Source organism: uncultured Lawsonella sp. (assembly GCF_947252745.1).
GTDB lineage: Bacteria > Actinomycetota > Actinomycetes > Mycobacteriales > Mycobacteriaceae > Lawsonella.
The window spans coordinates 31,153-56,631 of record NZ_CAMXWW010000001.1 but is presented as its reverse complement, the minus strand read 5'-3'; the positions used below and the strand labels follow the sequence as shown (position 1 = coordinate 56,631).

Sequence of the window (25,479 nt, the reverse complement as noted above, 5' to 3'; positions counted from 1 at the left end):
GACCAGAGAACAACTCTGCCGTGGGGTAGGCGCTGCTAGATGCGGCGGAGGCGGGAGACTCGGGTGGGGAAATCGATCGCAGCGAACGGCAAAGGAGGCACGATAACCTTGATCTGTTCTTCGGTGACTTTGAGATAGAAGGGGACGACGGGGTCTTCGTCAATGTTTTCCGCGAGGAAGGCATCCAGGGCAGGGTCTTGAGCGCGCTGTTCGAGGACCTCGGGGGGAATGAGCAAAGCGGCTTTGTAGTAGCGAGGTTCGTCATCTAGGCCGAAGGCGCGGCTGAACAGGCGTTGCGATAAGGGGCTTGCGAGGCGTCCGTAGGCGGTGGCGATGGTCATGTGGTAGGTGCGGCCAGTTCCCCAGGCGTTGTGGGGTCCGCCCGCTTCGGCGTCTTCCGAAGTGTTGTAGACGGTGGCTTCTACCGGGTGGCTCGTGGCGGCATAGGCGAAGTGGGGAAGTTTTACGCGCACATTCTTGTTGCCGTAGAGGCGGCCTTCGTAGCTGTAGGGTGAGGGGTCGGCGAGAGTGTCGGACGTCCGGTCGGTAGGGCTGTTGTTGAGGATGGTGCCTTGTAGTGGTTGCCCGGTGGCGGTGAAGCCCCATTCCTCGTCGAGCAGCATCTTGTGCCAGTAGCCGGTGTGGCCGGCGTGCTCCCCTTCGACGCGCAGTTCGCGGTTCTCGGCGCCGGGTGCAGTGGAGTGGATGGAGATCCGGTCGGTGATGGTGCCAGGGATCTTACTGTGGTGTAGCCATTCCTGTGGGGGTAATTTGATGGGGGCGGTGCGGAAGTTGATGCGGTGTTCTTTCCAGGAGCCGCTTCCTTTGCGTTCGGGTTTTCCTACCCACGTGTAGCGGAATTGGGCAGGGTCGCCGCCGGCGAGGTCAACGTCGTAGAGGCGGGTGTACATGTCCCCGTACTTGTTGGTGATGAAGGTGGTGGAGGCGGCCGACGACAGGGAGTGGACGAGGAAGCGGCAGTCCTCGGGGGTGCCGACCTCGTAGGAGTAGTCGCGGGTGAGCCAGGGGTCGCAGGAGATGATGTGTTGTCCGTTGCCGGCGAGGAAGAGTACTTGGGTGAGTCCGGCGAAGGAGACGGGGTGAACGCGACCGTCACCGTCGATGTAGGTTTGGTCCTCACTGGCGCTGATGACGGAGAGCACCCATTGCCCAGGGGTGGTGTTGGCAATTTGGAAGCCGTCGAAGATTCGGCCGGGCCCGCCCCAGGCGCGGATCCACACGAACTCTTCGGGTTCTTTGAGGGTGCCTTTCATGGTGTAGAGCCAGCCGTCTGCGTCAACACCTACTAGACGGTCGGCATCGAGGGAGATTCCGATGAGAGTATCGTCAAAGCCTTCCGGCATGGGGGCGTAGCGCCACGGTTCGTCTGTCTCTCGGTGGCGCATGTAGAGGGTGCCGTCGAGAAGGGTCATTTCCCAGTGCCGGTTGAAGCTGGAGGTGTTGTCCCGTAAATCGATGCGGGTGGGTAGCCGCGGGTCGGTCGCTACAGGGAGGTCTGCGAAAGGCTGTTGGTAGCTGAGGTCCGTGTCGTCTTTGATGCGGACGGGGATGATGGTGTTGGGGCCGTCACTGGTGGGGCGGAAGGGCGTATTTGGGTGCGGGGTACGTCCGGGGGTAGTCGTCATCTCGTCCTCTATGTGGATAGTGTAAAGGTGGTGGGGCTGGGGTGGGAGAGCCTTCCGGAGTGGGAGATGACGTCGGGGTGGCGCTCAGCCCGCCTCCTCTCAGTCTACCTATAACGGCCAGCTCTTCCCCGCTAGCACTGCAGCGCAGTCGGCGGATGGTGCCGGCCGGAGTGGCTCTGCAGGCGTGGGGGAAGAGCTAGCCGTTATGGTGGGAGTCCGCCCCGTCCGGGAAAGGGCGGAGTTTGTGCGGTGCTGCTCAGGTGGGTTGCGGTGCAGGTGAGTTTAGACTGGCACACCCAACTCGGGCAGGGGTTAGTAGCGGTCGAGTTCGGCCACCTGGGGGGTGAGGGAGATTCCGGGGACGAGCGGGTTGAGAAGAGTCATCGTGTCAGATGTGACGGTCATGTACATCGTGTGGGTGCGCTCACCTCGCAAATAACTCTTCACAAAGGCGGCCAATGCGGGGTTGCTATGCTGTGCCGTCCAGACTGCGGAGGGCAGTTCGAAGGCGATGGCGTAGCGGCGTGGCTGTTGGGTCACTCCGTATGAGTGTGCAAAGAGTTCTTGGCTTGCCATTGTCCCTAGTCGTCCGTAGACCGTGTGCATGGTGATGGGGTAGCTCTTCCCTCCGACGGTGAGAGTGACCGGCTGATGCGGGGATTGGTAGGCGAAGTGGGGAACGGTGAGGGAGGCGTTGGCGGACAGCTTACCCCGGTAGTTCAACGGGGAGGAGGGGGCGAGGGTGTCCATGGTCCGATCACGTGGACTGTTCTCAAGTAGTGTGCCGCGGAGTGGAAGCCTGGTGGGGACAAAGGTCCAGCGGCGGTCGTTGAGCATCTTCTTCCAGTAGCCGGTGACGCCATTCTTGCGTCCCTCAACCTTGAGGAGGCGGTGAGCGGAGCCTACTGCTACGGATTCCACCGAGAGTCGGTCGGTGATCTCACCGGGGATCTTCGGTTGTTGAGTCCAGTCGGGGACGGGGATGCGGATCTTTGGAGTACTGGGGTTGAGTCGCTGGTCGAACCAGTCCTCTGCCTCGTGGCGGGAGGTGTCTTTGGTGAAGGTGTAGCGGAACTGTGCGGGGTCGCCGCCGGAATAGTCGTAGTCCCACATGCGGGTATAGAGATCGCCATACTTGTTGGTGATGAGGGCGACGGAGCCGGAGGCAGAAACAGATCGGGCGATGAAACGGGACTGTACTGGGGTGCCCCATTCGTAGCTGTAGTCGTTGGGAAGCCACGGGTCGTGAGAGAAGAGGTGACGGCCGTCGGGGCTGAGCTCCAATATCTGGGTGCAGCCGGCGAGGGAGATGTGGTGGGTCACGCCGTCTTTGTCGGTGTAGTACTTGTCGTCATTAACATTGATGATGGAGAGGGACCATTGGCCGGAGTGTGTGTTGGCCATTTGGAAACCATCTTCGGTGCGGAGGAGGCTGCCCCAGGCGGTCTTCCAGTACCATTCGTCAGTGTCTTCTTGGGCCTCGAACATGGTGTAGACCCAACCGTTTTTGTCGAGCGCAACGATTTCTTCAGCGTCCATGGAGACCCCGATGAGCTGGCCGCGCATGCAGCTGGGCATGGGAGCGAGGCGCCATTCTTTTGTGCTGTGGCGGGGGCGGGTATAGAGCTGCCCGTCTTTCAGCGTGACCTCCCACTCTCGGTTGTAGGAGCTGGTGTTGTCCCGCATGTCGACGCGGGTGGGGAGCCCAGCGACGCGGGCGAGAGGGAGCTCGTCGAAATCTTCAGCGTTGGTCGCTTCGGGTTCATCATCGTGCACGGGGACACAGCTGAGCGGGGCGCCTTTGCGTGCTGGGCGGGGCGGTTGGCCCGGCCAGTCGGGGTAGGTGGCGTGCTGCGTGTGGGCAGCGTGGAGGGCGGCGCCGGTGGAGGCGCCGAGGAGGGGGGTGGGAGCAGCGGTGGCTAGTGGAGAGGCCAGGAGAGAAACGCCCAGAGAGAGGACGGAGGCAGCGGCAAGTGCGCCGGTGCGAGAGGAATGCATGAGATTCTCCCAAAGTCCGTTGCGGTTTATGGAATTGTGTAAAAACACTCTGACATCCTCATCGTTCTCTTTTTTGGTCAGCTTTCCTAGAGTGGTAGGCACAATGTTGCCTTACCTAAAAAAGTGGGTGCACACTACGGACGTAACGGCGTGGTGATAGCAAGAGTGATACTGGTGCGTCGGAGATTGCGTCTGGACGTGCCGGGGTGCATTTGCGGTGAGGAGAAGCCTGGCCAGGGTTGGGGTTAAGGTTAAGGGCGTGCGCATCCTGCTTGTGGACCATCATGATTCCTACACACACATTCTGGGGCACCTCTTGTACCGTGCTGGCCAGCAGTTAGGTTATGCCGTGGAGGTGGATATTGTTCCCCATGATTGCCCATCGTGGCAGGCTGGGCGAAAGGACGAGGTGTCCCGCTACCACTTGGTGGTGCTCTCCCCGGGTCCGGGAAACCCTTTGGTAGCAACAGATGTGGGAGTTTCCAGGGAGCTTTTGCTGGAACCGGTTCCAGTGTTGGGTGTGTGCTTAGGACATCAGCTGATGGCAGTGTCCCAGGGGGCTCAGTTGCGACCTGACCATGTACCGCACCATGGGGTAGTGTCGCAGATTCGTCACCATGGTGACGGTATCTGGGAGGGGGTGGCACCCTCGGCGCAGGTGGTGCGTTATCACTCGTTAGCGGTGGCGGAGCCGCTCCCGGAGGGGGTAGAGGCAACAGCCTGGGCAGAGGACGGCACTGTGATGTCGTTACAATACGAGTCGGTTGGGGCACCACGCTGGGGGGTGCAGTTTCACCCAGAATCCATAGATTCCACCTGCGGGCTGCAGCTGGCGATGAATGTGCTGAGGCTGGCCCACCAGTGGTGGGGGACGCGCCGTGCGGCAGTGTCGGCTTCCGTTCCGGTGGTGGAGGGAATAACTGCGGTGCAGTTGGCCGAGGTGCTGCGGTGTGCGCTGCAGGAGGGGGAGAGTTTCCGCTGGCTAGATGACAGTTTGGGGGAGACGACGAGTCTTTTGGCGATTTGCGGCGAGCCCGGAGGGTTGCCTGCCATCACCCCAGCGTGCCCGCCGTACCCCTACTCCGGCTGGATTGGGGTGCTGCCCTATGAGGTAGACGGAGCAGATTTTGCCCATACCCGTGTGGTGGCATGGGGGAGTGGCACTCGTTGGCAGTTGGCAGGGGAGGACGCGGAGCGTGTTGCGGCACTGCGGAAACGTGCCGCCGCGTGTTGTGTCGCTACACGCCGTGCCGATGCGGAACAGGCGGAAGAGCCGGGCAGGAGGAGCGCCTCTGAAGTCGCCGAGTTAGCGTCGACTATCGGCGCCTTTGCGCTCAGTCCAGGACGGTACCGTCGCTCATTTGCGAACTGTCAGAACGTGCTATCTCGTGGGGAGAGCTACGAAGTGTGTCTGACAGATGTGCTGCGGCTGCCACGTCGGCTTACCCTCAACCCGTGGGAGGCTTATCTGCGGTTACGGCACACCTGCCCAACGTCTTTTGGGGCGTTTATGCAGCTGGCCGGAGGCCCAGTGGAGGCAATTGTCTCTGCTTCTCCCGAGCTTTTCTTACAGATCAGTGTGGATGGCAGTATTACTACTCGCCCCATGAAGGGAACGGCGGAACGGTGCCTCTCGGACCCTGTTGTGGATCGCGAGCGGGCGCTTGACCTGCAGCAGGATCCCAAGACGCGCGCGGAAAACTTGATGGTTATTGATATGGCTCGCAGTGATGTGGCGCGTGTGTGCCAACCGGGTAGCGTCACCGTCCCGCAGGATAGGGTCGTGGAGAGCTACCGCACCGCGCACCAGCTGGTGACGGAAGTGACGGGTCGGCTCCGCCCGAAATGCAGCGCCGTGGAGGCGATTCGGGCGTGTTTCCCGCCTGCGAGTATGACGGGTGCCCCGAAGGAACGGACTGTCCAGCTGCTCCGAGACATTGAGAGGCAGAATCGCGGAATCTACTCCGGCACTTTAGGTTTCCTCGGTGATGACGGATCCGCTTCGCTGTCTGTGGTCATCCGCTCCGCCTGGTTTACGCGCGCTGGGGAAGTTTTCGTGGGGGCGGGTGGCGCCATTACCGCAGAGTCGTCCTGCAACGACGAGTATGCGGAGATGCTGCACAAGGCTAGCTATGTGGTGGGGTCAATACTCGATCCGGCAGCATGGACTCCGCGAGTAGTGGACTCGTTTTACCTCCGTGACGGTGTCTTCGCGCAACAGCTCACTACGGGCTTTGCGGGCTTCCGTCAAGGCAATGGGGGAGATGGAGACAGCCGGGCCCGAGAGCTCCATCAGCAGCGTTTCGTGGCGGGTGTGCAGAACCTTTATGGCCCCGCCGCAGCGGCGAAGGCCGCGGAGTTCTACGCGCAGTGTTGTGCCGCGCTTCCCTCCACTGGTGAGTTCTTCCCGCAAATCTGTTGGGAGGCAACGGGTGGTAGTGCTCAACTGACTCGTCCATGCCCACCCAGGTACACCCACATTGTCGGTCTCATCGGAAGTGCGGCCTGTTTTACCGACCGATATGCGCGGCTGGTCCTCCCGCGCATTAAGGGGCCCGATATGCCGGTTTACGGGGAGCTGCGCGCCCTCGCCGGAAAGCAGGGAGCGCAGGAAGTGGTGCTGGTTGACCGATGGGGAATGGTACGGGAGGGAAGCCATTCGGCAATTCTGTGGTGGGACGGGGACACACTCTGTGGACCACCGCACGATGCAGTGATGCCATCCACGATGCGCCTGCTCGTGGAAGAGGAAGCACGCTCCCAAGGCTATGCGGTGGAAGAACGCTGGTTGGCAGCGACAGAGCTGCCCCACTACCGGGTATGGTCTGTTAACGCGCTTCATGGGGTGCGCGAAATCGACCGCTGGGTTGAGTAGAGCTGCACGCGCACAGGTGGGTGAGGTGAGCTGGAGAGCTTAGTCGCGAGGCGGGAGCTCCCCCAGGTTGATCGCGCGCAACACTTGGTCGTGGAGGAGAGCGTTGGTGGCGACGGCCTCGCCGGAATGCGGTCCGGGACGCCCATCCAGAGAGCTGAAACGTCCGCCGGCTTCGCGTACCAGAATGTCGAGAGCGGCGAGATCCCACAGACAGACCTCAGGCTCTGCGGCGACGTCTACCGCACCTTCCGCCATCAGACAGTAGGAGAAAAAGTCTCCGTAGCCGCGCATGCGCCACGAGTAATTCATCATATTGATGAAGTTGTCCATGAGGTTTTTGCGCTTCCACCCGATGAGGCTGGAGAAGGAAATAGAGGCGTGGCGTAGTTCGCTCACTTCGGAGACGTGAATCTGTTTGGCAGGGGAGTTGGCGGAGCAGCGGTAAGCCCCTGCGCCTTCTGCTGCCCACCAGCGTCGTTGTAGAGCAGGGGCGGAGATCATACACATGCGGGGGATTCCATCCACCATAAGGGCGATAAGGGTGGCCCAGGTGGGGACGCGACGGACAAAATTTTTCGTGCCATCGATGGGATCGATGACCCACTGGCGTCCGACGTAGTCGGCGTTACCCCCGAACTCTTCACCCACAATGTCATCTGTAGGGCAGTGGTCGTTGAGGTAGGTACGGATGGCGCGTTCGACGGCAAGGTCCGCATCAGAGACCGGGGTAAGGTCCGGCTTCGCCTTCACCTTGAGGTTGTCCGCCTCGAAGCGGTCCATGGTGATGCTGTCGGCAATGTTCGCCAGCTCCCAGGCAACACGCAGGTCGTCCTGATACTCGCCTTCCAGACCAGGAAGGGTGTCGACGGCAGGTGGGTAGGCGTTCACTGCCAGCTTCTCCTCTGTTACGGCTCGGGGAGTCTATCGTCCCGATGCAGCTCGCATGGTTTCTTAAGGCTAGCCTACTCCAGCCGTTGGAGGATACTGGGCTTAGTCGCCACGAAGTGCCGCAGCAGCTTCCTCGACGAGGTGTGGTGCGCCAGCGAGTGTCCATATTTCCCCGGCTGCTTCAACGTCCTGTACGGCTCCACCGACTCCGAGGACGAGGGCGGCGCCGGGCAGGCGATCCCAGTCGGGGAGGCGGTGTTGCATCCACAGGTCGGTGTCGCCTTCAGCAACCGACGCGAGGTCGACAGAGGCGGAGCCCATCATGCGGTAGGTGGCGGAGCGGCCAATAACCCGCAGGAAAGCAGCGTAAATGTCGGGGTCTTGGTAGAAGGTGGGGTGTAGGTAGGTGTTGATGCAGGCGGCCGCCAGGTTGTCTCGGTGGGGTCGTCCGGTTTCTCCAAAGTGAGGGAGGGGTTGTCCATTGCGGGTGGTGGGGATGTTTGGGCCGCCCATCCAGAGCGTGTGGGTGCAGGGTTGGTAGACAGCGCCTGCGGTGACGTTTGTGGAGGGCGAGAGGTAGCGGTCGCGGTTACTGAACCGTGCAGGGTTGGTGGGGTCCTGTTCGGTGAAGGCGATGGCGGAGCACCAGTATTCGAAGTTGTTGGCGAAGTTGTAGGTGCCGTCAACGGGGTCGATGGTCCAGCGAGTTCCGCTGGTGCCGAGGTGGGTGGTGCCTTCTTCGCCGAATACTGCGTCGGCGGGGCGTTGGTCGTGGAGGGTGGTGACGACGTAGTCTTCCGCAGCGCGGTCGGCTTGTGTGACGACGTCGGAGATGGAAGTTTTGGTGTCGATGGTGAGGCCGCCCGCACGGAGAGAGAGGGCGAGGTTTCCGGCGGTGTGGACGAGGTTGGCTGCGAGATACAGATTGCTTGTCGTCGTGTTCACGCTTTCCACGGTAGCGGCTTGCGCGGAGTTTTTCGAGGGTGTCTGGAGGAGAGGGGAGGAGGTAGGACAGAAGATTGGTCAGGGGATGTGCCCGGGGCGGGTAAGCGGGGGTGCGGCTCTGTAGTGAGGGCTGGTGCTAGTGGTGGATTTGCGTGACGAGGGTGACGAGCTGTGTCCGGTTGAGTTTGCCGTTGCTGCGGTGTGGTAGTTGGGGGAGGTAGATGACGTTTTTGGGAATGGAGTAGTGGCCGAAGGTGGGTTCGAGCAAGGCGTTGAGTTCTTCCAGTGTGGGGGCTGTGGTGGCGTTGGTGGGGACGATAACGGCGGTGACGCACTGTCCGAAGTGCGGGTGGGGGAGGCCGATAACAGCACATTCCTTGACGCCGGGATGGGTGTAGAGTGCGGCTTCTAGGGGTTGGGGGATGACGATGATGCCGCCGCTGTTGATGGCCTCGTCGAGGCGTCCGTCGATGATGAGGCGTCCGGCGTCGTCCCAATGACCGAGGTCGTGGGTGTGGTACCAACGTTGGCCGTCGTCGTAGGTCCAGTCGGGGTGGGTGGCCTTTCCCACGTATCCGTCGGCGAGGGTGGCTCCGCTGATGCTCACTCGGTGGGTGGTGGGATCGATGCGGAGCTGAGTGGCGGGGCCGGGGCGGCCGTTGAAGAGCACTCCGCCAGCGACTTCGGAACTGCCGTAGCCGCGCACGATAGTGAGTCCTGCGCGGGTGAGGAAGGTGTTGATGTGATCGGGGAGGGGAGCGCCACCGGAGAGGATCGCGTCGAGGTGGGAACAGGAAGCGAGGGCTTCTTCTGCTATGCGTCTGGTGGGGAGGTGGGAGGAGTGGAGGCCGTGGTAGAGGGTGTCGAGTTGGCTTGGGACAAGTGAGGCGTAGTGGCGTCGGTGCGAGGTGGTGCTGCCGTCGCGGAGTTCGGCGATGGCGGCGGGGAGATCCGCTAGGTGGAAGCCATTCTCTATGGGGATGGTGACAGGGTCGTATCCGGCGTGGAGGCTGCGGAGGAGGACTTGCATGCCGATGATGTGGTGGGCGGGGACGGCGAGGAGCCAGCGTCCGGGGCCGCCGAGTGCCGCGTGGGTGCTGTCGATGGCGGCGCGGAGTGCGGCGGCGGAGAGGCGGGCACCTTTGGGGGTTCCGGTGGTGCCGGAGGTGGCCATGATGAGGGCGCTGCCGGGAGAAGGGTGTCCAACGAAGTGTCTGTGCAGGCGCTCGGCCTCGGAGGGGTTAGGGGGGAGGGCGAGGAGTGGCGGGGTGGTGCCGTGGAGGCAGTCTCGCAGTACAGGGTAGATTGAGGCCATGTGGGCGTATGGAGGTAGCGGTAATGCTTCGATGAGGTCCTGCACAGCGCCATTATTGAACAGTGTGTAGGAGAATGCAATATGCTCGCTATATGACCACCCGCAACCATGCGCAGACCTCGCCGCAGCAGAGTGCACTTCACTCCTCACAGCGCGTCTCACACCTCGCCCCGGAAATCCCGATTGTTCGCCAGGACACGCCGCGGTCAGCCGCCCACACATTCATCGATCTAGCTAGCAACGACTATCTGGGATTAGCGAGACATCCGCGCGTACAGACCGCCGCACATCAGGCAATCGACCAGTGGGGTGTCGGAGCAACAGGCTCTCGGGTCGTCGCTGGTACTGTCCCGCCGCACCATTGCTGTGAAGCGAAACTCGCCGGCTTTCTCGGTTTCCCTGCCGCGCTGCTCTTCTCCTCGGGATACCTTGCAAATCTGGCAGCCATTACTGCGCTCGTCCCGTCGGGAGCCACTCTGATTTGCGACACCCGCAACCATGCCAGCCTGATCGACGCCTGCCGCCTCACCACAGCTCCCCGCATCATCTGTGATGTGACGAAGCCGCAGGAACTTGCCGCCGCACTCCAGCAGGCGACCTCCTCAGTCGTTGTCTGCGATGTTGTGGACTCCACCGATGGTAGTGTGCTCGACATCCCCTCGATTTACCACGCCACTCATGCGGCAGGTTCGCTGCTCATCGCTGATTTCGCACACGGGCTCGGAGTGCTGGGACACGATGGGCGAGGCGCGCTTCCCACGCTGTGGACGAATGGACAGGCGCCAACAGATCTCGTCATCACCTGCACCCTTTCTAAAGCTCTGGGGAGTCAAGGGGGAGCAGTACTATGCTCGGCGGAGCAACGGCAACATTTGGTCAATACCGCCCGCTCCTTCATCTTCGATACTGCCCTCGCACCTGCCTGTGCTGCTGCCGCCACCACCGCACTGGAGATTATCGCTAGTGAACCGACACGCGTTGAGAGGCTCCACCAGCACATGTCAGCGTTAACGAACGCTCTCGATCTCCCTTCGGTCACTGCTGGAGTAGTTGCCATCCCCCTGGGTGATCCCACACGTGCTATCGCCGTTCACCGTACGGTGCTCTCCGCTGGAGTAGGGGTGGGGTGCTTCCGTCCGCCAAGTGTGCCGTGGCAACGAAGCGGATTGCGGTTAGGGGGTCGAGCTGACCTCTCGGCTGAACAGTTGATCCGCGCCATTACCGTGTTGCGAGACGCACTTCAACAGGGGAATTAATAATTGTTGCCAAAGTTTCCGGAATTTATCTGAGTTATTGTTAGCGACGTAGCGTCCAGCCTGCGCAAATGCTGAAGAGCCTAAAGTTGTCCAAAATGCCAACCGTGTCTTGGGAGCGGAATAAATCCGCCTTTAGTATGTCGGCATGAGCAATACCGACAATCTTCCTATCGTCTACTTCCTCGGTGCCAACAACGTCGAGAAGAGCGCAATGGCGGAAGCGATCACCAACGCCCGCCATGGAAACCTCTTCAAGGCCTACTCTGCCGGTACGAACTGTGAACCGGATCTCCCACGGGATGCAGATTGTGTCGCCGCCTGTGCCGAAGCCGGCATTACCCTTGACGGCGTCTCCACCCCCGTTGATGAAGAACTTTTCCGCAACGCCAATCTCGTCATCATCGTCTCCCGCAAGATGATGATCGATCCGGTACCTGGAATGAAAGGCATCATCCTTCGCTGGGGAGTTGATGAACCCGCCGACACCGGCATTTCCGGCCGCGAACGCGCCAACCTGCTGCGCGACTACCTCATTCGGCGTGTCGACGCCCTTGCCGTCGGAGCCATGACCAGCGATGGTACCCTCCGTTCCGGTTACCGCGGAGAAGATATCCTCGACCAAACCGGTGGGCAGAAGTCCAGTCGTCGCCTCACCGGCGTGAAGTAACCACATCACTACTACTTTTTAGCTAGCCCCCGTCACTCCCGACGGGGGCTAGCTGCATCTCCTGATCTAGACGGATGTCCGTTTTCTGAATGCAAGAAGAAAAATCGCCCACCCAATAGGAAAAACAGTAGAAAATGCACTATTTTTACAGTGAACATATCTTCCTATAGGAGTCCCACTCATGCCTCGTAATTTCCGGGTCCGACTCGCCAGCGCCACCCTCGCGTGTGCCACCATAGCTGGCAGCCTGGTGATCAATCCCACCCAGGCTCAGGCTGCTAGCAACGGCATTGCACTTACGCCTCCCATGGGCTGGAACAGCTGGAATGCCTTCCACTGCAACATTACGGAAGGAAAGATCCGCGCTATGGCCGACGCCATGGTGAAATTGGGTCTCAAAGATGCTGGCTACACCTACATCAACATTGATGATTGCTGGCAAGCCTCCACTCGTGACGCCAACGGCAACCTCCGAGGGGACCCCAAGCGCTTTCCGTCAGGCATGAAGGCACTGGCCGACTACATCCACTCGAAAGGCCTGAAGGCTGGCATCTACGCCACCCCCGGCACCCGCACTTGTGCAAACATCTGGGACAAGTATCCAGGAAAACTTGGCTCGCTGGGGCACGAACAGCAGGATGCTAACATCTTCGCCAAGTGGGGCTATGACTTCCTGAAGTACGACTGGTGCAACGCTGACGAAGATGGTCAGGAACAGCAAGCCGCATACACCAAGATGGCTCGTGCTCTGAAGAAGACCGGTCGTCCCATCGTGTACTCCATCCACAGTGAGCCCGAGCTTCCGGTGCTCGCTTGGGAACCCACCGTCGCTAACATGTGGCGCACTACTCCTGACATCCAGGACAACTGGACCTCCATGATCGGTACCGGTCTCATCAACCTCTTCGGGCAGCGCTACCAGCGCCCCGGCGCCTGGAATGATGCGGACATGTTGGAGGTTGGCAACGGTGGGATGACCTACCGCGAATATCGCACCCACATGACCCTTTGGTCCATCATGGGTTCCCCCCTCATGATCGGCACTGATCTGCGTAAAATTCACGCGTCGAATCTGGAGCTGCTCAACAATCCTTACACGATCGCCATCAATCAGGACCCGCTGGGTGCCGCCGCGCAGACTGTCTACTTCAACGGGAAGTCCCTCATTGTGGTGCGCCGTCTGACCTACGGTCGTGTCGCCGTTGCCATCTTCAACCTCTTTGGGCAAGTACAGCAGAATTCCCTGTGGTTCAGCACCCTCACCCAGCACGGTCTGAAGCAATCCAGCAACTACCTCGTGACAGACGTGTGGGGCGAATACAACCGCCTCGGAAAACGGTATGTGGAAGGCCGCCTGGAAAAGCACGACTCCATCTTCTACATTGTCACGCCGATCACGGCTCGCCAAGCGGATGCTTTCAAGCGCTCCGAAGCAGCACGCAAAGCGTACGAAAAGGCAGAAGCCAAGCGTGTCCGTGAAGAAAAGGCTCAGGCTTACTCTGAAAAGGTAAAGGCGCAGAAGGAAGCCTCAACGCCAGCTAAAGACAAGAGCCCGCTCGACAAACTCTTTGGCTAACGCCAACACGCACGCACTCCGTCGAGCTTTCCTCACCACCCTGTTGACGGTGTGGCTGCGGGCTTCGCTGACCGGCAGCCCCACCTGCGGGACGTTACCGAGAGGCTAACACCTGCGGTACTACACCCGGTATCCTGGCCGTATGACCCCTGAAATTTCCGCAGACATTGAGGATCTGGAAACCCGGCTCGCCTCTATCGAAAAAGTACTCGACCCGGAAGACCTCCAGCGTCGAGTCGACGAACTGGAGCAGAAAGCCGCCGACCCTGATCTGTGGAATGACCAGGAGTATGCACAGCATGTCACTAGCCAACTCTCCCAAGTACAAGCACAGCTGCGGAAGGTGACAGCGCTCCGCGATCGCCTTAACGACCTCCCCATCATGTACGAACTGGCGGAGGAAGAAGAGAACTCCAGTGCTCAGCAGGATGCCATCTCACTCGCCGACGACGAGCGCGCCGGACTGCGTGGTGACATCGAATCGGCGGAGGTGACTACTCTACTCTCCGGAGAATTGGACGAGCGTGACGCAGTCGTCAATATTCGTTCAGGTGCCGGTGGCGTGGATGCGGCAGATTTCGCGGAGATGCTGCTGCGTATGTACATTCGCTGGGCGGAGAAACGCGGTGCAAAGGTGGATTTGTACGACACGTCCTACGCGGAAGAGGCAGGAATTAAGTCCGCTACTTTCGTCGTACATGAACCCTATGCCTATGGCACACTCTCGGTGGAACAGGGCACCCATCGCCTTGTGCGACTGAGTCCCTTCGATAATGCACACCGGCGCCAAACCTCGTTCGCGGAGGTAGAGGTACTCCCGGTAGTCGAGCAGACCGATCATATTGATGTGCCAGATTCTGACATCCGAGTGGACGTGTATCGGTCATCTGGGCCTGGCGGCCAGTCGGTGAACACTACAGACTCGGCAGTGCGTATCACCCACCTCCCCACCGGCATCGTCGTCACCTGTCAGAACGAGAAGTCGCAGCTGCAGAATAAAGTGGCTGCTATGGCTGTGTTACAGTCCCGACTGCTCGAGAAGAAGCGCCAAGAAGAAAAGGATGCGCTGCGTGAACTGGGGGCTGGTGGCAACGCCAGCTGGGGAAATCAGATGCGCTCCTACGTGTTGCACCCCTACCAGATGGTCAAAGATCTGCGCACGAGCTACGAGGTCAATAACCCGCAGGCGGTATTGGATGGGGATCTCGATGGTTTCTTGGAGGCAGGAATCCGGTGGCGTGCTAATGGTGGGGCGGATGCAGAGAACTAACTGTGCGGAACTAGCCCACTCGCAGGCGACTCTGCCGTGTGCCCGTTAAGCTGGATGTAGCTACTTTTTCACCAACCCGCGTTGGTACCTCCTGGGGCAGCAGACCTGCCTCCACCGGATTGTTGCAGCGGCCCGCTGCCGGCCCCAAGGTGGTGCATGAACGCAGGAAGGATCGGCATGTCTAACCCTACGTGGGCGTCAATACTGTCCTGGCTCGGTACACAAGGGATACAGATTCTCCTTATCGTCATCGGGTCCATTCTCTTAGCTCGGCTGGCAGGGTTTGTCAGCCGACGTGTCACGCGAAGCATCGCGCAAGGCGAAGAAAACCGTGACAGCCTGGTGCAATCTGAAACCGCTAAGCATCGCTATGCGGTAGCGCAGGTCATCACCTATGTGGTGGTGGCACTCATTGTGGTAGTCGCAGCAGTAGGCGTCGTGGATCGCTTGGGTATCTCTCTCACCACTTTGGTGGCACCTGCCACCGTCCTCGGCGCTGCTCTCGGTTTTGGTGCACAGCGTGTGGTGCAAGATTTCCTCGCAGGATTCTTTGTGGTGACGGAACGCCACTACGGATACGGCGACGTGGTCACCATCTGGGTGACGGGCTGTAGCGAGCCGGCGAAGGGAACCGTGGAGGACGTCACCTTGCGTATCACCCGGGTTCGGACCGCTGACGGTGAAGTGGTGACGGTACCTAATGGTCAGATCGTCAAGACCATCAACCGCTCGAAGGACTGGGCCCGCGCGGTGGTGGATGTGCCCGTCCGAAACCAGGACATTGGTCCAGCTACCCACCGTCTGCATGAGCTATGTGACGACATTATTAATGACCAGCAATTCCGTGACCTGCTACTCGACAAACCCACCGTGATTGGCGTGGAGGAGATCGGCGCGGAGGAAACAGTGCTGCGTATTGTTGCCCGCTCGCTGCCCGGAAAGCAGTTTGAGGTGTCTCGTGAACTACGTGTGCGTGTTGCGCATAGTCTGGCAGGCCTCGGAGTGGATTCTGACAAGGTACAGGCAGTAGGCACCAATGGGGAATTGTCCGAAAGTGTGCAGCGGAGCGAACGAAAGGGGGAGGACGCATGACGGAGCGTAACCAGCAGAACGTGAGTGGCGCCCATGAAGTCGTCACCGCCGACAACACCGGGGAACAGACACCAGTGGAAAAGGACAAGGGCCACGAGGAGCACAGCTTCGGCCTCCACTGGGGGGAGCAGCGGGAGCGGGAGCACCGCAGCAAAGTAACCTCCACAATCGTGCTCGCGGTACTGTTTGTCGCTCTCCTCGGTACTTACCTGTACCTGCACGGTTCTACTCGCTTTGAGCTCTTCCAACCGACCCCGACGAGCAGCACTGTGCAGCCAATCCCCATCATCCCGTGGGAGGAATACCAAAAGCAGATGCAACAGGAACAGCCGAGCTCGCAGACGACGCCCCCTACGAGTTCGGAAAGCTCTTCATCGCCCTCCGACGAGCTGACAACGGAGCCTGCCCCAGGGGAAGAGCCGGGGAGTGACAGTGAGACCACCCGCCGGCCCCTCCTACCGCCGTTCAATGATTCTGGCTCGACTCAACCTTCGGATTCTCACCCAGCGCCCGAGTCTGCCCCAGCACAGTAGAGTGAGTTTCCATCCCGTCTCCGTGCGTCCTGTGGCAACAGCCCCTGCGAACCTTTTAGAGTGATAACCGTGATGATCGACGTTCAGAATGTCTCAGTCGAATACCGAGGCGCTACCCGCCCGGCACTCGACAATGTCAGTTTCCAGGTAGCTAAAGGTGAGTTCGCCTTTATTATTGGCCCTTCTGGTTCGGGCAAGTCCACGGTGTTGTCAACACTGTTGGCAGACCAGAAGATCCGCTCCGGCACCATTACGGTGGCAGGACAGCGTGTCGATAAACTACGCGGCGGTGCGATTTCACGCTACCGTCGGAATATCGGCTGCGTCTTCCAGGACTATCGCTTGTTAGAACGCATGACGGTGGAGGAGAACGTGGCTTTCGCTCTGCGTGTCATCGGCAAGCGTGACCGCTTCATCAAAGAAGCTGTCCCCGAGGCACTCGATATGGTTGGTTTGGCCGGTAAGGGGCGGCGTTTCCCCAACGAGCTCTCCGGTGGTGAGCAGCAGCGCGTGGCGATTGCCCGGGCCTTCGTCAACCACCCGCTGGTACTGCTGGCCGACGAGCCGACGGGTAACTTGGACCGCTCAATCAGCGACGAAATCGTCACCCTGCTGCAAAAGATCAACCGCATAGGTACCACCATCCTCATGGCCACCCACGACGACCGCATTGTGGATGATCTTCGCCAGCATGTCGTCGAAATGCGCCATGGCAAAGTTATCCGCGACGAAATGTCCGGCGTCTACGGGCGTATCTAAGGAAGGCCAGCTATGAACGTGAAATTCCTGTTCGGTGAGGCCTTCCGTGGACTCCGCCGCAACCTCGCCATCACCTTCGCTATGATCGTCACCGCCTCCATTTCCCTTGTCATGCTGGGTGTGGGCATTCTCATTGCCGGCATGGCCGACAACTCAAAGCAGGAGTGGGTAGACCGTACCGAGATCTCGATCTTTGTCGAACCCAGTGTGGCAGTGAAAGACCCCGACTGTGACAAGAAGGGATGTGGGGACCTCCGGAAAGCCCTGCTCAACACGGAAGGTGTGAAGTCTGTTCGTTACCGCGACCAGCACCAGTCTCTGGAGGTTGGTAAGAAGACAGCGCGTGCAGACACAGCAGAGATCTTCGACCGTGCCGATGCGCGTGCCATGCCTGGCACGTTGCTGGTGAAACTGAATGGTGAACATACCGACTCCACCCCTGTAGAGGCCACTGTTTCCCGCTTCCCGAAGGTTGCACAGCCGGCTGTACAAGCCCGCAATGGACAGCCTGCCATCTATATTTCGGACTCACGAGAGCTCATTAACCGCCTCTTCAGCTTCCTTGACCTCACTCGCAATGCTGCCTACGCCCTGGCCGCATTCCTCGGGCTGGGTGCCCTAGCGCTTATTGCCAATATGGTGCAGATGGCTGCCTTTACCCGCCGGAAGACCACCCAGATTATGCGGCTGGTTGGAGCTAGCCGCACCACCGTCACCGCTCCTTTCACTCTGGAAGTGGTGTTGAGTTCCTTCATTGGTGCCCTGGTGGCGATTGCTGGCCTGTTCGCCGTCCACGCGTGGATTCTGACCCCGTTGTTGAAGAATGTGTGGGAAGGCCGTGCCATCGCCCAGATCACTGTGGCTGATGTTGGGTTGGTGTCGCCTATTCTTATTCTCGTTGCTATTGTTGGTTCCGCGCTGGCATCTGTGCTGGTGCTGCCCTTGTATGTTCGTCGATAGGTGGTGTAGCTAGGTGGGCGCGAAGTCCAAGAAAGCTCAGCAGAAAAAAGCAGCTGAGATGGCAAAGAATGGTGGCAATTTCACTGTTGCCACCAACCGGGCTGCCCGCCACAACTACACCATTCTGGATACCTACGAGGTGGGCATCATGCTCGTCGGTACCGAAGTGAAGAGTCTTCGGGAAGGGAAAGCATCGCTGGTCGACGCGTGGGCGTCCATTGAGGACGGTGAACTGTGGCTGCGAGGCTTGCACATTCCTGAGTATTCGTATGGGACGTGGACTAACCATGCTCCGCGGCGTACCCGTAAACTGCTTGCCCACCGGCGTGAAATTGACTACTTGCAGGGTAAAGTCCGGGACGGACACCTTACCCTGGTGCCGTTAAAAATGTATTTCAAAGATGGTCTCTGCAAGATTGAGTTGGGATTAGCCGCCGGCAAGCAAGCCCATGACAAGCGTCAGGATATGGCCCGCCGCCAGGCGGAACGCGATGTTATTCGAGAGTTGGGTCGTCGCGTGAAAGGTATGCGCGGCTAGCTAGGGCTATCACGCTCTCGCTCTGCTGTGCCCTAGGGGAAGCTGACGGGCGTCGGAGGTGAGGCTCGTCAGCTCCTCCTAGCTACTGCGGGGCAATACGTAGCATGCGGGTAGCAGTGGCTTGCCACATCACCCCATCGGGCGTAATCATGCCGGTAAGCTGCATGGGTTCATCAAATGGTAGCCACCCCACCGGAGTACGTGACGTTTCCTTGCCGGTGCGAGCATCCACCGAAACCACCCACACTCGTGACGAGTCCTGATCAGTCGTCAGCGACCAGATTCGGAAATCTTTCAGCGTCAGCATGGGTAAAGTGCTGATGCGATGCATATTCTCCCACCGGCGCACGCAACGATCATTCACCAGATCGATGCGGGTGAGTCCACCAAGGAAGGTAGCTTTTTCCGGGAACTGGGGGCCTTCTACCGCCAGCTTGGGGTAAGTGAAGCCATAGGTGGATGGAATCCAGAGGCTATTCCCATGGGCCATGATTGAATTCTCGGTGCCTTGGTTTGGAGCCCGGAACGCCGGCATCTTGCAGATAGTACGGCCAGTTTCTGCATCAAAGACAAGCAGATGTGGTGTGAAATCTGCACTGTCAACAATGGCCACACGGGAATGATGAGGGCCGAAGAACGTGGGAGTTGTGCCGGATCCCCAGGAGAGCTGTCCCGCCTTGCGTGCTCTGCCACGGTCGTAGGCGCGGGCCCACTTGACCTTAGGAACAGGGCCACTGATTTCCCACAGTTTGTGCGTGGTGAGGACAGACACCCCGTTGGGTCGTGGGGTGAGGCCATTGGCTACGCGCTCTCCTTTCCCCAACTGTAGTGTGCGGACTTTACCAGTGGGGGTGATGCTTCCCACCAGCGCAGTGGAGGTGGAGAACCAGGTATTTCCGGCCCCATCTGGTATCACCCCGGCAATGCTCACCGTTTCGGGGAGACCGGGAATGGTGGTGGACTCAGCAACGTAGAACTCCCAATGGCGGTTGGTGGAAGGTCGTCCGACTGCTCGGAAGGCAATTTTGAGTAGTTTGTTTCCTTCCGTCATCACCACGCGGTCCTGTTCATCGAGGTAGCCGTAAACGCCACCCAGTAGGCCGTTCTTATGGAGTTCCCACGTGGCGAGTGGCTGGGCAGTGCGTGGGTCCATAAGGACCACAGTAGGGGCGATAGGGGTGATGCCATGTTGCAAGCCCACATACTTGGTGCAGAGGGCAATTGTCATCTTCGTGGATGTCTGGAAAGCGGTGGAGCAAGCGCCAAAAGGTATAGAGAAGGTGACGGAAGGGTTGTTGCCTGGGCCCGCCCAGGGGAGAGTGTCGCTGGAGTTCATGTCGCGATGCATGAGGCGGACATTCGTAGGGGAGAAGGCAGGGGTGAGTGATGAAGTCGTGGAGGGTGACAGAGTAGTGAGGGACGGGGTAGTGGAAGGTAGGTTACCCGCGGGCGATGGTGTCGCATTCGCGGGAAAGGACAAGCCGGCAACGAGCGCAACTGCACTTAGGAGGGTGGTTGCCTGGCCTGCTTCAAAAAGATGACGGTTGCTCATACGTGCAGTGTAAAGAGGGGAAACGGGTTTCCAACTGAATATCGTCAGTTATCTACTTCACACTTTTATCGTGTCGGAGTGAGTGAATGTGTGGGGAGTTGATACTGCGGCGGGTTCAATTTGTTCGACCGTCCATCCTCGATACAGTGGTGAATCCTAGAACAGTCTGTTGAGTGTGATCATGTTTTGGCGTATCCTGGGGTGTCACCTGGTTTCAGGTGATAGCTTTTTGGTTTTCAAGGGGCTGAACGGTTTCGACTGCGTATGTTGCGTCGGGAGAAGCGTGCCGGTGCAGGCTAGAGACCACCGTGAGCGTCGTAGCAAACTATTAAGCGCCGAAAATACTCAGCGCGACTACGCTCTCGCTGCCTAATAGCGACGGCTAGTCTGTGGGCCCGGAAGTGTCTCCGATCCGGTGTTTTCCCACATCATCAAGGGGGCTTACTGTGAGCTGCGGCTACGGCAGCCTACAGGACATCTAACAGTGGCTGGGTTCGCCTTCTGGACTTGTGAGCGTGTTCCAGAGAACCGAGTAATGGTGTAGTTCACTGCGCACGGAGAAGTCCTGTCAAAGCTGCGGAGGACCCGGGTTCGATTCCCGGCAGCTCCACAAAGTATGAAAACCCTGGTTATTCTGACCGGGGTTTTTCTTTTATTTGCACTGGTCGAAGCACTATTTCATTATATCCTGCACACTCTGCCATATGCTGCGATATGCTGAATTTTGTCTGGATTTTGTCTTTTTCTTGTCTTGAGACCAAAAGGAGAAGTCATGGCAAAGGGAAAGTTTGGCACCATAGACACCACACCTTCAGGGCGGTACCGCGCCCGCTACATGTACCACGGAGTGAGGGGCAGCAAAACATTCCTCACATACGGGGCCGCGGGAGAGTGGCTGAGAAAACAAGAAAAAGCCATTGGGTTAGGTTCCTGGGTATCGCCTCGAGAACAGAGGAAACAAGATAAAGCCCGGAAAGCCCTCACTGTGGGCGATTGGGTAGTGCAGTGTATCGAGCGGCGCAAGCTCAGAGAGACTACGCGGGCAACCTATATGCGTACTGTCACAAATAGGATCCTTGACCCTATTGCGCCGGGGCACCGGGTGGAGGACATTACCCGCCTGAAAGATATCCCGGCCACTGAGCTGACGAAACAGGACGTGTACCGCTGGTGGGATGCAGTGAAGACCACCTACCCGGATACTGAAGAGCAAAACATTAAAGCTTATAAGCAACTCAAGTCTGCCTATATCGAGGCGGTGGATAGGGACATGGTGGAAGTAAACCCTGTCCGTATTCCTAAAGCCACTGAGAGACACAATAAAAATGATTTGTGTCTACCGACGAAAGAGGAACTGCTGTCTATCCTTGAGTGCACCCCGGACAGGTACAAACTGTTCACAGTGCTGCTGTTCTTCCACGGACTGCGTATTGGTGAAGTTATCGGCCTCGAGGTGAAAGACATTATCTGTGTCGAAGACATTAAAAGTGAATCACAGTACAAAGTGCAAATTAGGCAGAATGTGCAGCGTTTAGAGCACGGGGGCGGGCAGGCGGTCACTCATGTGCTGGAGCATACAAAGACTAGCGCGGGGGTGAGAATGATTGACTTTTTGCCCGCGTTTAATGCGATTCTGGAGCACCATATGGAGTGTTACGCGGATAGTGGGACTGTGGCTATACCAATGGACACAAAGTTTGGGGGCGGGACACGGGAGGTCCAGTTATTGACGGTGACGGCAAAGGGTAGGCCTGTGTGGGACACGTCCTATCGGGAGGTGTTGAGGCGGGCCAAGGTTAAGGCAGGTATTCCTAAAGAAAGGAAGATTACGCCCCATTCTGGGCGGCGCTGGTTTGCTACTCAATTGGCTGAGAGTGGGGCGAGTGTGAAGACTGCTGGAGCACTTATGGGGGACAAGGATACGGACACCATTATGAATGTGTATATGAAGGTGGATGAAAGTCGTCTCAGTGGGGCGATGACGGGCATTAATGATTACTTATTGGAGGAGGGAGTTAATGTCTCTCTGGTGGGGGGTGCCTAGTCATGGCAAAGAAAAAGAGTGAGCGGTCGGAGCATGATTATTTTTCACGTGTCATTCCCGGTGGGGAAAACAGTTCTGTAACTGTTTATGACGGCGACTATTGCATGGGCACATTAGACGTACTCTCCCCTGAAAACCCCCTATATGTGGAGGTCGTTAGTCCGGCTACTATAGCAAGAGTGGGCAAGGATGTCCCCCCCTATCCAGCCGGGAACACAGCAAGAACTGAGGAGCTCTTTACCTTATTTTCACCGGCCCGTAATCCCAGGGTAACCGGTGATATTATGCGGCGTCAGTTGTGGGAGAAGGAAGTTTATCCGAAATGGTGGACATATGGGTCTCCAGACGCCATGGCGTCGATAGAAGCCTGTGGGTCTCGGGAATTGAGGGACCGGGCTGTTCGTGAATCCCGCCGCTATATTATGATGCCTCACCCTAATAAGCGAGGTCAGCATATAAGCATTAGTTCTAAGAAGCTAGCCCCTATCGTGGCAAAGCTGGTTAATAGCGGGATTCATGAAATTAGCTATGAGGGTTTACTTCGAGTATTGGGAATGTAGTAATGCTATTGGCGCTACCATGGGCTACAATATGTTTAACCCGCGGCGTTAGGTACGACCTGTTCACCTAAAGGCTGCTACGCCGCCTATCCCGTACAAGGGTAGAAGTGGGTGCCGCTCCGCCTATCTCTTACAAGGATAGAAGCGGGGTGTCACGGCGAATGCTCCCTGCCAGGGGGGTAGAAGGGGCCGTGAGGGGAACTATCCCGTCAGTGGATAGAGTCGACAAAACAGGGACAACGGTAGCTACTGGAACTACCTTAGAGCCTCAAACATGGAGGCTCTGGACCAAAAACCACTACTTCGGCGGTGGTCAATGTTTCATGCTTTGAAACAGAAAAGGTTCACAGTCCCATGACTACAACGTCAACTGTCCCAGTCCGCTCCCGATTCCTCACAGTTGCTCAAGCTGCTGAAGAGTGCAATGTGTCCCAAGACACTATTCGCCGCCTTATCAACGATCGAAAGCTTAAGGCGGGCTATTTCCGTTCCCACGTGCTACGTATCGAGCGTAAAAGCCTCGAACGTTTCATTGAGTCCTGCTTCGTCTAGGAAGTGAAGCAAGACATGGAGACAAAAGAATACCCCGCCAATAGCGGGGCACCTGTAAGCACCCTTCCATCATACAGTGATGGTGTAGCAGAGTGCGACCCCACCAGTGGTTTCCTAGAAAACTGGAAACGCCTAGACACAGAATTTCTCATTGCCCTCTTCGACACGGGAAACAGTAAACGCCTCCTCGAACAAGTGCAGAAAGAAGACTTCTGTAATTCCTGTTGCGGCTCACTATTTGAGTGCATGCAGCAGGTAGCCAGCACCGGGCCCCTTACCTCTATGCGGATGTTCCATGCCCTCACAGCAACCCGCTGGACAGGAGACGCCTATTGGCGCGGAGAGTTCCTTAACCTTGTTGCGCCGGGCCGTGACCGTGAGGACGCCACCATATGTGCCTCTTTGCTGGTGCAGTTGTCGTGGAGAGACCGTGTGAGGCGCCTAGGTATGGAGCTCCAGCAGGCGGCTGAAACGCTCTCGGTCGAAGAGTTAGATGAACTCCTGTCCTCTAGTCGCATGGACGAGATAAAGGCGCACAGGGGCCGTCTAGCAGCCCTAGAAGCAATGGCAGGGGGTGTGGCATGAGTGACGCACCAGAACAGCATGTTTCGTGCTTAATGCCAGCTACCAGCATGGCACGCCCCCGGCGGCTGAAATGGCTTATCCCCGATCTACTACCGCTAGGCAGCATGGTCTTCCTGGCAGGAGACGAGGCCATAGGCAAGAGTGCTTTTGCCACCTACATTGCTAGTGTCATCACCAGTGGTCGAGGCGATGCAGGGTTAGGGATTCCAGCAGGTGAGCCTAGAAGAGTACTGCTATACAGCACTGAAGATGAGTGGTGCACCCGTACCGGTCCTGTGCTGGAAGCGTGTGGCGCTAACCTGAACTACCTGCGCATTTTCACCTATGACCAAGAGGGCATCCACTATCCGCGCTTCACTAATGTAGTGGAAGACGATATTCGGGAGTTCTCGGAGTGCTACGGTGCTCCCGCTCTAATTATCGTGGACAACTTCCTACACACACTGCCTGTTGGTGTGGAGCAGAAACGGCCTGAGCAGCTTCAAGGCGTGCTAACGAGGTGGCGGAAGGTGGCACGGTCTACGGGCGCCACTGTGTTGTGTGTGCATCACACTAACCGAACCAATTCGGCTAATAGCCGTGACCAGTGGGCCGGAAGTAGTGAGTATCGTAAGGCCTCACGTATGGCACTTTTGGCTAAGGACAACGAGGACGAAACCTTCACTGTTGGTGTTGATAAATCCAATGTGACGGGTACTGCTCGTGCTGTCGTCTTCAGAAAAACCACAATTCCTGTTTCGATCCACTATGAAGATGAGAGCAGTCCGAGTACTGAAGAGATTTTCACAGTCGAGTATGTGGGCGAATCTGACAGGACGATAAGGGAGCTAGTCGAAGATAAAGCAGAGGGCGATATTACGGGCGCGGGGATCGGAGGAAGTCTAGAGGCTCTACTCCGATATCTCTTGCAGTGCGGAGGAGCTAGCACTAGGCAGGCAGCAATAAATGCGTTGAAGCCTCTAACTGAAACTCAGTTAGATAAAGCGATACGCAGGGGGCGTAGGCAAGGCTACGTGGAGAGTTCTAGAGACGGCATAACAGCCGTCTATAGGATTACGGAGAAAGGACGGAATGTGCTCAAACCAAGAGTAGAGGCCCAATTCTGCCACAATTCTGCCACAATTCTGCCACCTCAAAAACAGGCATCTACCTGCAATTCTGCCAATTCTGCCAATTCTGCCAGTGTACCCAGAAAAGGTGCTGTTTTGGCCACGGTTGAGGCCCCTCCGCTTGCTGTGGATACTCTCCCACTCTTTGCCGTTGAGGCTGACTGTGTGGTGTGTGGCAAGCCCCTCGGACCTGATTCCTCAATCCCCGGCGTGCCTCTATGTGGGCTCAACGACGATAACCATAAGACAGCACGGAGTGAGTACGACACGCAGGGGCTTATCCCCGCCTATCTCACTGTGGACAGTAAGACATGGCGACCAGAAGAAAGGATGGATGCCTAATGGAGTTGAAGGAACTGGTGAAGGGCTTCCAGGTGAGGAAAAAGAATAACTGCTATTCGCTGTATCCGCCTCACCATTGGGGCACATAACTGAATCAGTGTGGGAGAGGTCTCTAGGTGCGCCCTAGGGGCCTTTCTCCATAAATGCCCCTGAGAGCCACGTAGAGGAGCAAATACATTTGCCTAGGCAACAACACGTGAGACGGGTAGAAATAGCCTTATAAACGTTTCTAGAGCGTGAAAAATCACCTGGGGGGGTATAGCTGCTAAGCCCATGGGATGTGTGGTGTGTGTGGTGGGGGTGCCCCCCGTGGGTGCTGTGAGGGGGTTCCCAAGGCGGTAACCCCTTCCTCCATGCCCGGCGCAACAGTCTTTATGGTTCTCCTCTGGCTGCCAGTTCGGTAGGTGGGGGGGTACT

21 protein-coding genes, 1 other RNA gene and 1 pseudogene are annotated in these 25,479 nt (G+C 58.2%); 17 read left to right on the top strand and 6 right to left on the bottom strand.

From position 1 onward, the window contains the following. Window positions 1–35 precede the first annotated feature (35 nt). Together Q0X28_RS00280 and Q0X28_RS00275 are read right to left on the bottom strand one after the other, a co-directional pair. On the bottom strand, window positions 36–1,646 hold the full coding sequence (locus Q0X28_RS00280) for a hypothetical protein (RefSeq protein ID WP_298575346.1): 1,611 nt from the start codon (window positions 1,644–1,646) through the stop codon (window positions 36–38). 312 nt (window positions 1,647–1,958) lie between these two features. Then, the gene (locus Q0X28_RS00275) at window positions 1,959–3,644 is read right to left on the bottom strand and encodes a hypothetical protein (RefSeq protein ID WP_298575343.1); all 1,686 of its coding nucleotides are present in this window, start codon (window positions 3,642–3,644) and stop codon (window positions 1,959–1,961) included. A gap of 259 nt (window positions 3,645–3,903) precedes the next feature. Between Q0X28_RS00275 and Q0X28_RS00270 the strand changes: the two genes are divergently transcribed. Next, on the top strand, window positions 3,904–6,519 hold the full coding sequence (locus Q0X28_RS00270; RefSeq protein WP_298575340.1) for an aminodeoxychorismate/anthranilate synthase: 2,616 nt from the start codon (window positions 3,904–3,906) through the stop codon (window positions 6,517–6,519). A gap of 39 nt (window positions 6,520–6,558) precedes the next feature. Here Q0X28_RS00270 and Q0X28_RS00265 read toward each other — a convergent pair whose 3' ends face one another. The 3 genes from Q0X28_RS00265 to Q0X28_RS00255 form a co-directional block, all read right to left on the bottom strand. Next, the gene (locus Q0X28_RS00265) at window positions 6,559–7,368 is read right to left on the bottom strand and encodes an inositol monophosphatase family protein (protein ID WP_298575973.1); all 810 of its coding nucleotides are present in this window, start codon (window positions 7,366–7,368) and stop codon (window positions 6,559–6,561) included. Window positions 7,369–7,509: 141 nt separating this feature from the next. Then, window positions 7,510–8,352, bottom strand: a complete 843-nt coding sequence (locus Q0X28_RS00260; protein ID WP_296237900.1) for an inositol monophosphatase — start codon at window positions 8,350–8,352, stop codon at window positions 7,510–7,512. Between the two features lie 136 nt (window positions 8,353–8,488). Continuing rightward, window positions 8,489–9,712, bottom strand: a complete 1,224-nt coding sequence (locus Q0X28_RS00255) for an AMP-binding protein (protein WP_296237898.1) — start codon at window positions 9,710–9,712, stop codon at window positions 8,489–8,491. A 47-nt stretch (window positions 9,713–9,759) separates the two neighbouring features. On the opposite strand from Q0X28_RS00255, the gene Q0X28_RS00250 reads away from it, so the two are divergent. From Q0X28_RS00250 to smpB, 9 genes are all read left to right on the top strand, one after another. Further along, window positions 9,760–10,923 carry an aminotransferase class I/II-fold pyridoxal phosphate-dependent enzyme gene (locus Q0X28_RS00250; RefSeq protein WP_296237895.1) on the top strand — a complete coding sequence of 388 codons (1,164 nt, stop codon included), beginning with the start codon at window positions 9,760–9,762 and terminating at the stop codon, window positions 10,921–10,923. Between the two features lie 145 nt (window positions 10,924–11,068). Further along, entirely contained in the window at window positions 11,069–11,590 is a 522-nt protein-coding gene (locus tag Q0X28_RS00245; protein ID WP_296237893.1) for a low molecular weight phosphatase family protein, read from the top strand. Between the two features lie 181 nt (window positions 11,591–11,771). Further along, complete coding sequence (locus Q0X28_RS00240) at window positions 11,772–13,166, top strand: alpha-galactosidase (protein ID WP_296237891.1); 1,395 nt, start codon at window positions 11,772–11,774, stop codon at window positions 13,164–13,166. A gap of 142 nt (window positions 13,167–13,308) precedes the next feature. Beyond that, window positions 13,309–14,436, top strand: a complete 1,128-nt coding sequence (prfB, locus tag Q0X28_RS00235) for a peptide chain release factor 2 (protein WP_298575333.1) — start codon at window positions 13,309–13,311, stop codon at window positions 14,434–14,436. 177 nt (window positions 14,437–14,613) lie between these two features. After that, window positions 14,614–15,528 (top strand): mechanosensitive ion channel family protein, encoded by a 915-nt coding sequence (locus Q0X28_RS00230; protein ID WP_296237886.1) that lies wholly within the window; start codon window positions 14,614–14,616, stop codon window positions 15,526–15,528. Next, window positions 15,525–16,061 carry a hypothetical protein gene (locus Q0X28_RS00225; protein ID WP_296237884.1) on the top strand — a complete coding sequence of 179 codons (537 nt, stop codon included), beginning with the start codon at window positions 15,525–15,527 and terminating at the stop codon, window positions 16,059–16,061. Before Q0X28_RS00230 ends, Q0X28_RS00225 begins: the two co-directional genes overlap by 4 nt. 72 nt (window positions 16,062–16,133) lie before the next feature. After that, on the top strand, window positions 16,134–16,820 hold the full coding sequence (locus Q0X28_RS00220) for a cell division ATP-binding protein FtsE (protein ID WP_296238130.1): 687 nt from the start codon (window positions 16,134–16,136) through the stop codon (window positions 16,818–16,820). 12 nt (window positions 16,821–16,832) lie between these two features. Continuing rightward, on the top strand, window positions 16,833–17,780 hold the full coding sequence (locus tag Q0X28_RS00215) for a permease-like cell division protein FtsX (protein WP_296237882.1): 948 nt from the start codon (window positions 16,833–16,835) through the stop codon (window positions 17,778–17,780). Between the two features lie 58 nt (window positions 17,781–17,838). Further along, the gene (gene smpB / locus Q0X28_RS00210) at window positions 17,839–18,318 is read left to right on the top strand and encodes an SsrA-binding protein SmpB (RefSeq protein ID WP_296238128.1); all 480 of its coding nucleotides are present in this window, start codon (window positions 17,839–17,841) and stop codon (window positions 18,316–18,318) included. An 82-nt stretch (window positions 18,319–18,400) separates the two neighbouring features. Here smpB and Q0X28_RS00205 read toward each other — a convergent pair whose 3' ends face one another. Further along, window positions 18,401–19,870 carry a hypothetical protein gene (locus Q0X28_RS00205; protein ID WP_298575328.1) on the bottom strand — a complete coding sequence of 490 codons (1,470 nt, stop codon included), beginning with the start codon at window positions 19,868–19,870 and terminating at the stop codon, window positions 18,401–18,403. Between the two features lie 240 nt (window positions 19,871–20,110). Here Q0X28_RS00205 and ssrA point away from each other — a divergent pair. The 7 genes and pseudogenes from ssrA (at window position 20,111) to Q0X28_RS00175 (ending at window position 25,062) form a co-directional block, all read left to right on the top strand. Further along, window positions 20,111–20,483: a transfer-messenger RNA gene (ssrA, locus tag Q0X28_RS00200) on the top strand. Between the two features lie 159 nt (window positions 20,484–20,642). After that, a complete protein-coding gene (locus Q0X28_RS00195; protein WP_298575325.1) occupies window positions 20,643–21,914 on the top strand; it encodes a site-specific integrase in 1,272 nt (423 codons plus the stop codon). 2 nt (window positions 21,915–21,916) lie between these two features. Beyond that, window positions 21,917–22,474 carry a hypothetical protein gene (locus Q0X28_RS00190; RefSeq protein WP_298575322.1) on the top strand — a complete coding sequence of 186 codons (558 nt, stop codon included), beginning with the start codon at window positions 21,917–21,919 and terminating at the stop codon, window positions 22,472–22,474. A gap of 354 nt (window positions 22,475–22,828) precedes the next feature. After that, on the top strand, window positions 22,829–23,026 hold the full coding sequence (locus Q0X28_RS00185) for a helix-turn-helix domain-containing protein (RefSeq protein ID WP_298575319.1): 198 nt from the start codon (window positions 22,829–22,831) through the stop codon (window positions 23,024–23,026). Window positions 23,027–23,041: 15 nt separating this feature from the next. Then, a complete protein-coding gene (locus tag Q0X28_RS00180; protein WP_298575316.1) occupies window positions 23,042–23,611 on the top strand; it encodes a hypothetical protein in 570 nt (189 codons plus the stop codon). After that, a pseudogene (locus tag Q0X28_RS08560) lies at window positions 23,608–24,165 on the top strand (AAA family ATPase); the annotation flags it as partial. The gene Q0X28_RS00180 and the pseudogene Q0X28_RS08560, both read left to right, overlap by 4 nt. A 69-nt stretch (window positions 24,166–24,234) precedes the next feature. After that, window positions 24,235–25,062, top strand: coding sequence for a hypothetical protein (locus tag Q0X28_RS00175; protein ID WP_298575313.1), 828 nt, complete (start codon window positions 24,235–24,237; stop codon window positions 25,060–25,062). Window positions 25,063–25,479 lie beyond the last annotated feature (417 nt).

Excerpts from the sequence above, each read along its gene's own strand:
- Q0X28_RS00230 (WP_296237886.1), top strand. The coding sequence starts at position 14,614 with ATGTCTAACCCTACGTGGGCGTCAATACTGTCCTGGCTCGGTACACAA.
- Q0X28_RS00215 (WP_296237882.1), top strand. The coding sequence starts at position 16,833 with ATGAACGTGAAATTCCTGTTCGGTGAGGCCTTCCGTGGACTCCGCCGC.
- Q0X28_RS00245 (WP_296237893.1), top strand. The coding sequence starts at position 11,069 with ATGAGCAATACCGACAATCTTCCTATCGTCTACTTCCTCGGTGCCAAC.
- Q0X28_RS00180 (WP_298575316.1), top strand. The coding sequence starts at position 23,042 with ATGGAGACAAAAGAATACCCCGCCAATAGCGGGGCACCTGTAAGCACC.
- smpB (WP_296238128.1), top strand. The coding sequence starts at position 17,839 with ATGGCAAAGAATGGTGGCAATTTCACTGTTGCCACCAACCGGGCTGCC.
- Q0X28_RS00190 (WP_298575322.1), top strand. The coding sequence starts at position 21,917 with ATGGCAAAGAAAAAGAGTGAGCGGTCGGAGCATGATTATTTTTCACGT.
- Q0X28_RS00240 (WP_296237891.1), top strand. The coding sequence starts at position 11,772 with ATGCCTCGTAATTTCCGGGTCCGACTCGCCAGCGCCACCCTCGCGTGT.
- Q0X28_RS00195 (WP_298575325.1), top strand. The coding sequence starts at position 20,643 with ATGGCAAAGGGAAAGTTTGGCACCATAGACACCACACCTTCAGGGCGG.
- Q0X28_RS00250 (WP_296237895.1), top strand. The coding sequence starts at position 9,760 with ATGACCACCCGCAACCATGCGCAGACCTCGCCGCAGCAGAGTGCACTT.
- Q0X28_RS00225 (WP_296237884.1), top strand. The coding sequence starts at position 15,525 with ATGACGGAGCGTAACCAGCAGAACGTGAGTGGCGCCCATGAAGTCGTC.
- Q0X28_RS00175 (WP_298575313.1), top strand. The coding sequence starts at position 24,235 with ATGGCACTTTTGGCTAAGGACAACGAGGACGAAACCTTCACTGTTGGT.
- Q0X28_RS00205 (WP_298575328.1), bottom strand. The coding sequence starts at position 19,870 with ATGAGCAACCGTCATCTTTTTGAAGCAGGCCAGGCAACCACCCTCCTA.
- Q0X28_RS00280 (WP_298575346.1), bottom strand. The coding sequence starts at position 1,646 with ATGACGACTACCCCCGGACGTACCCCGCACCCAAATACGCCCTTCCGC.
- Q0X28_RS00220 (WP_296238130.1), top strand. The coding sequence starts at position 16,134 with ATGATCGACGTTCAGAATGTCTCAGTCGAATACCGAGGCGCTACCCGC.
- Q0X28_RS00185 (WP_298575319.1), top strand. The coding sequence starts at position 22,829 with ATGACTACAACGTCAACTGTCCCAGTCCGCTCCCGATTCCTCACAGTT.
- prfB (WP_298575333.1), top strand. The coding sequence starts at position 13,309 with ATGACCCCTGAAATTTCCGCAGACATTGAGGATCTGGAAACCCGGCTC.
- Q0X28_RS00275 (WP_298575343.1), bottom strand. The coding sequence starts at position 3,644 with ATGCATTCCTCTCGCACCGGCGCACTTGCCGCTGCCTCCGTCCTCTCT.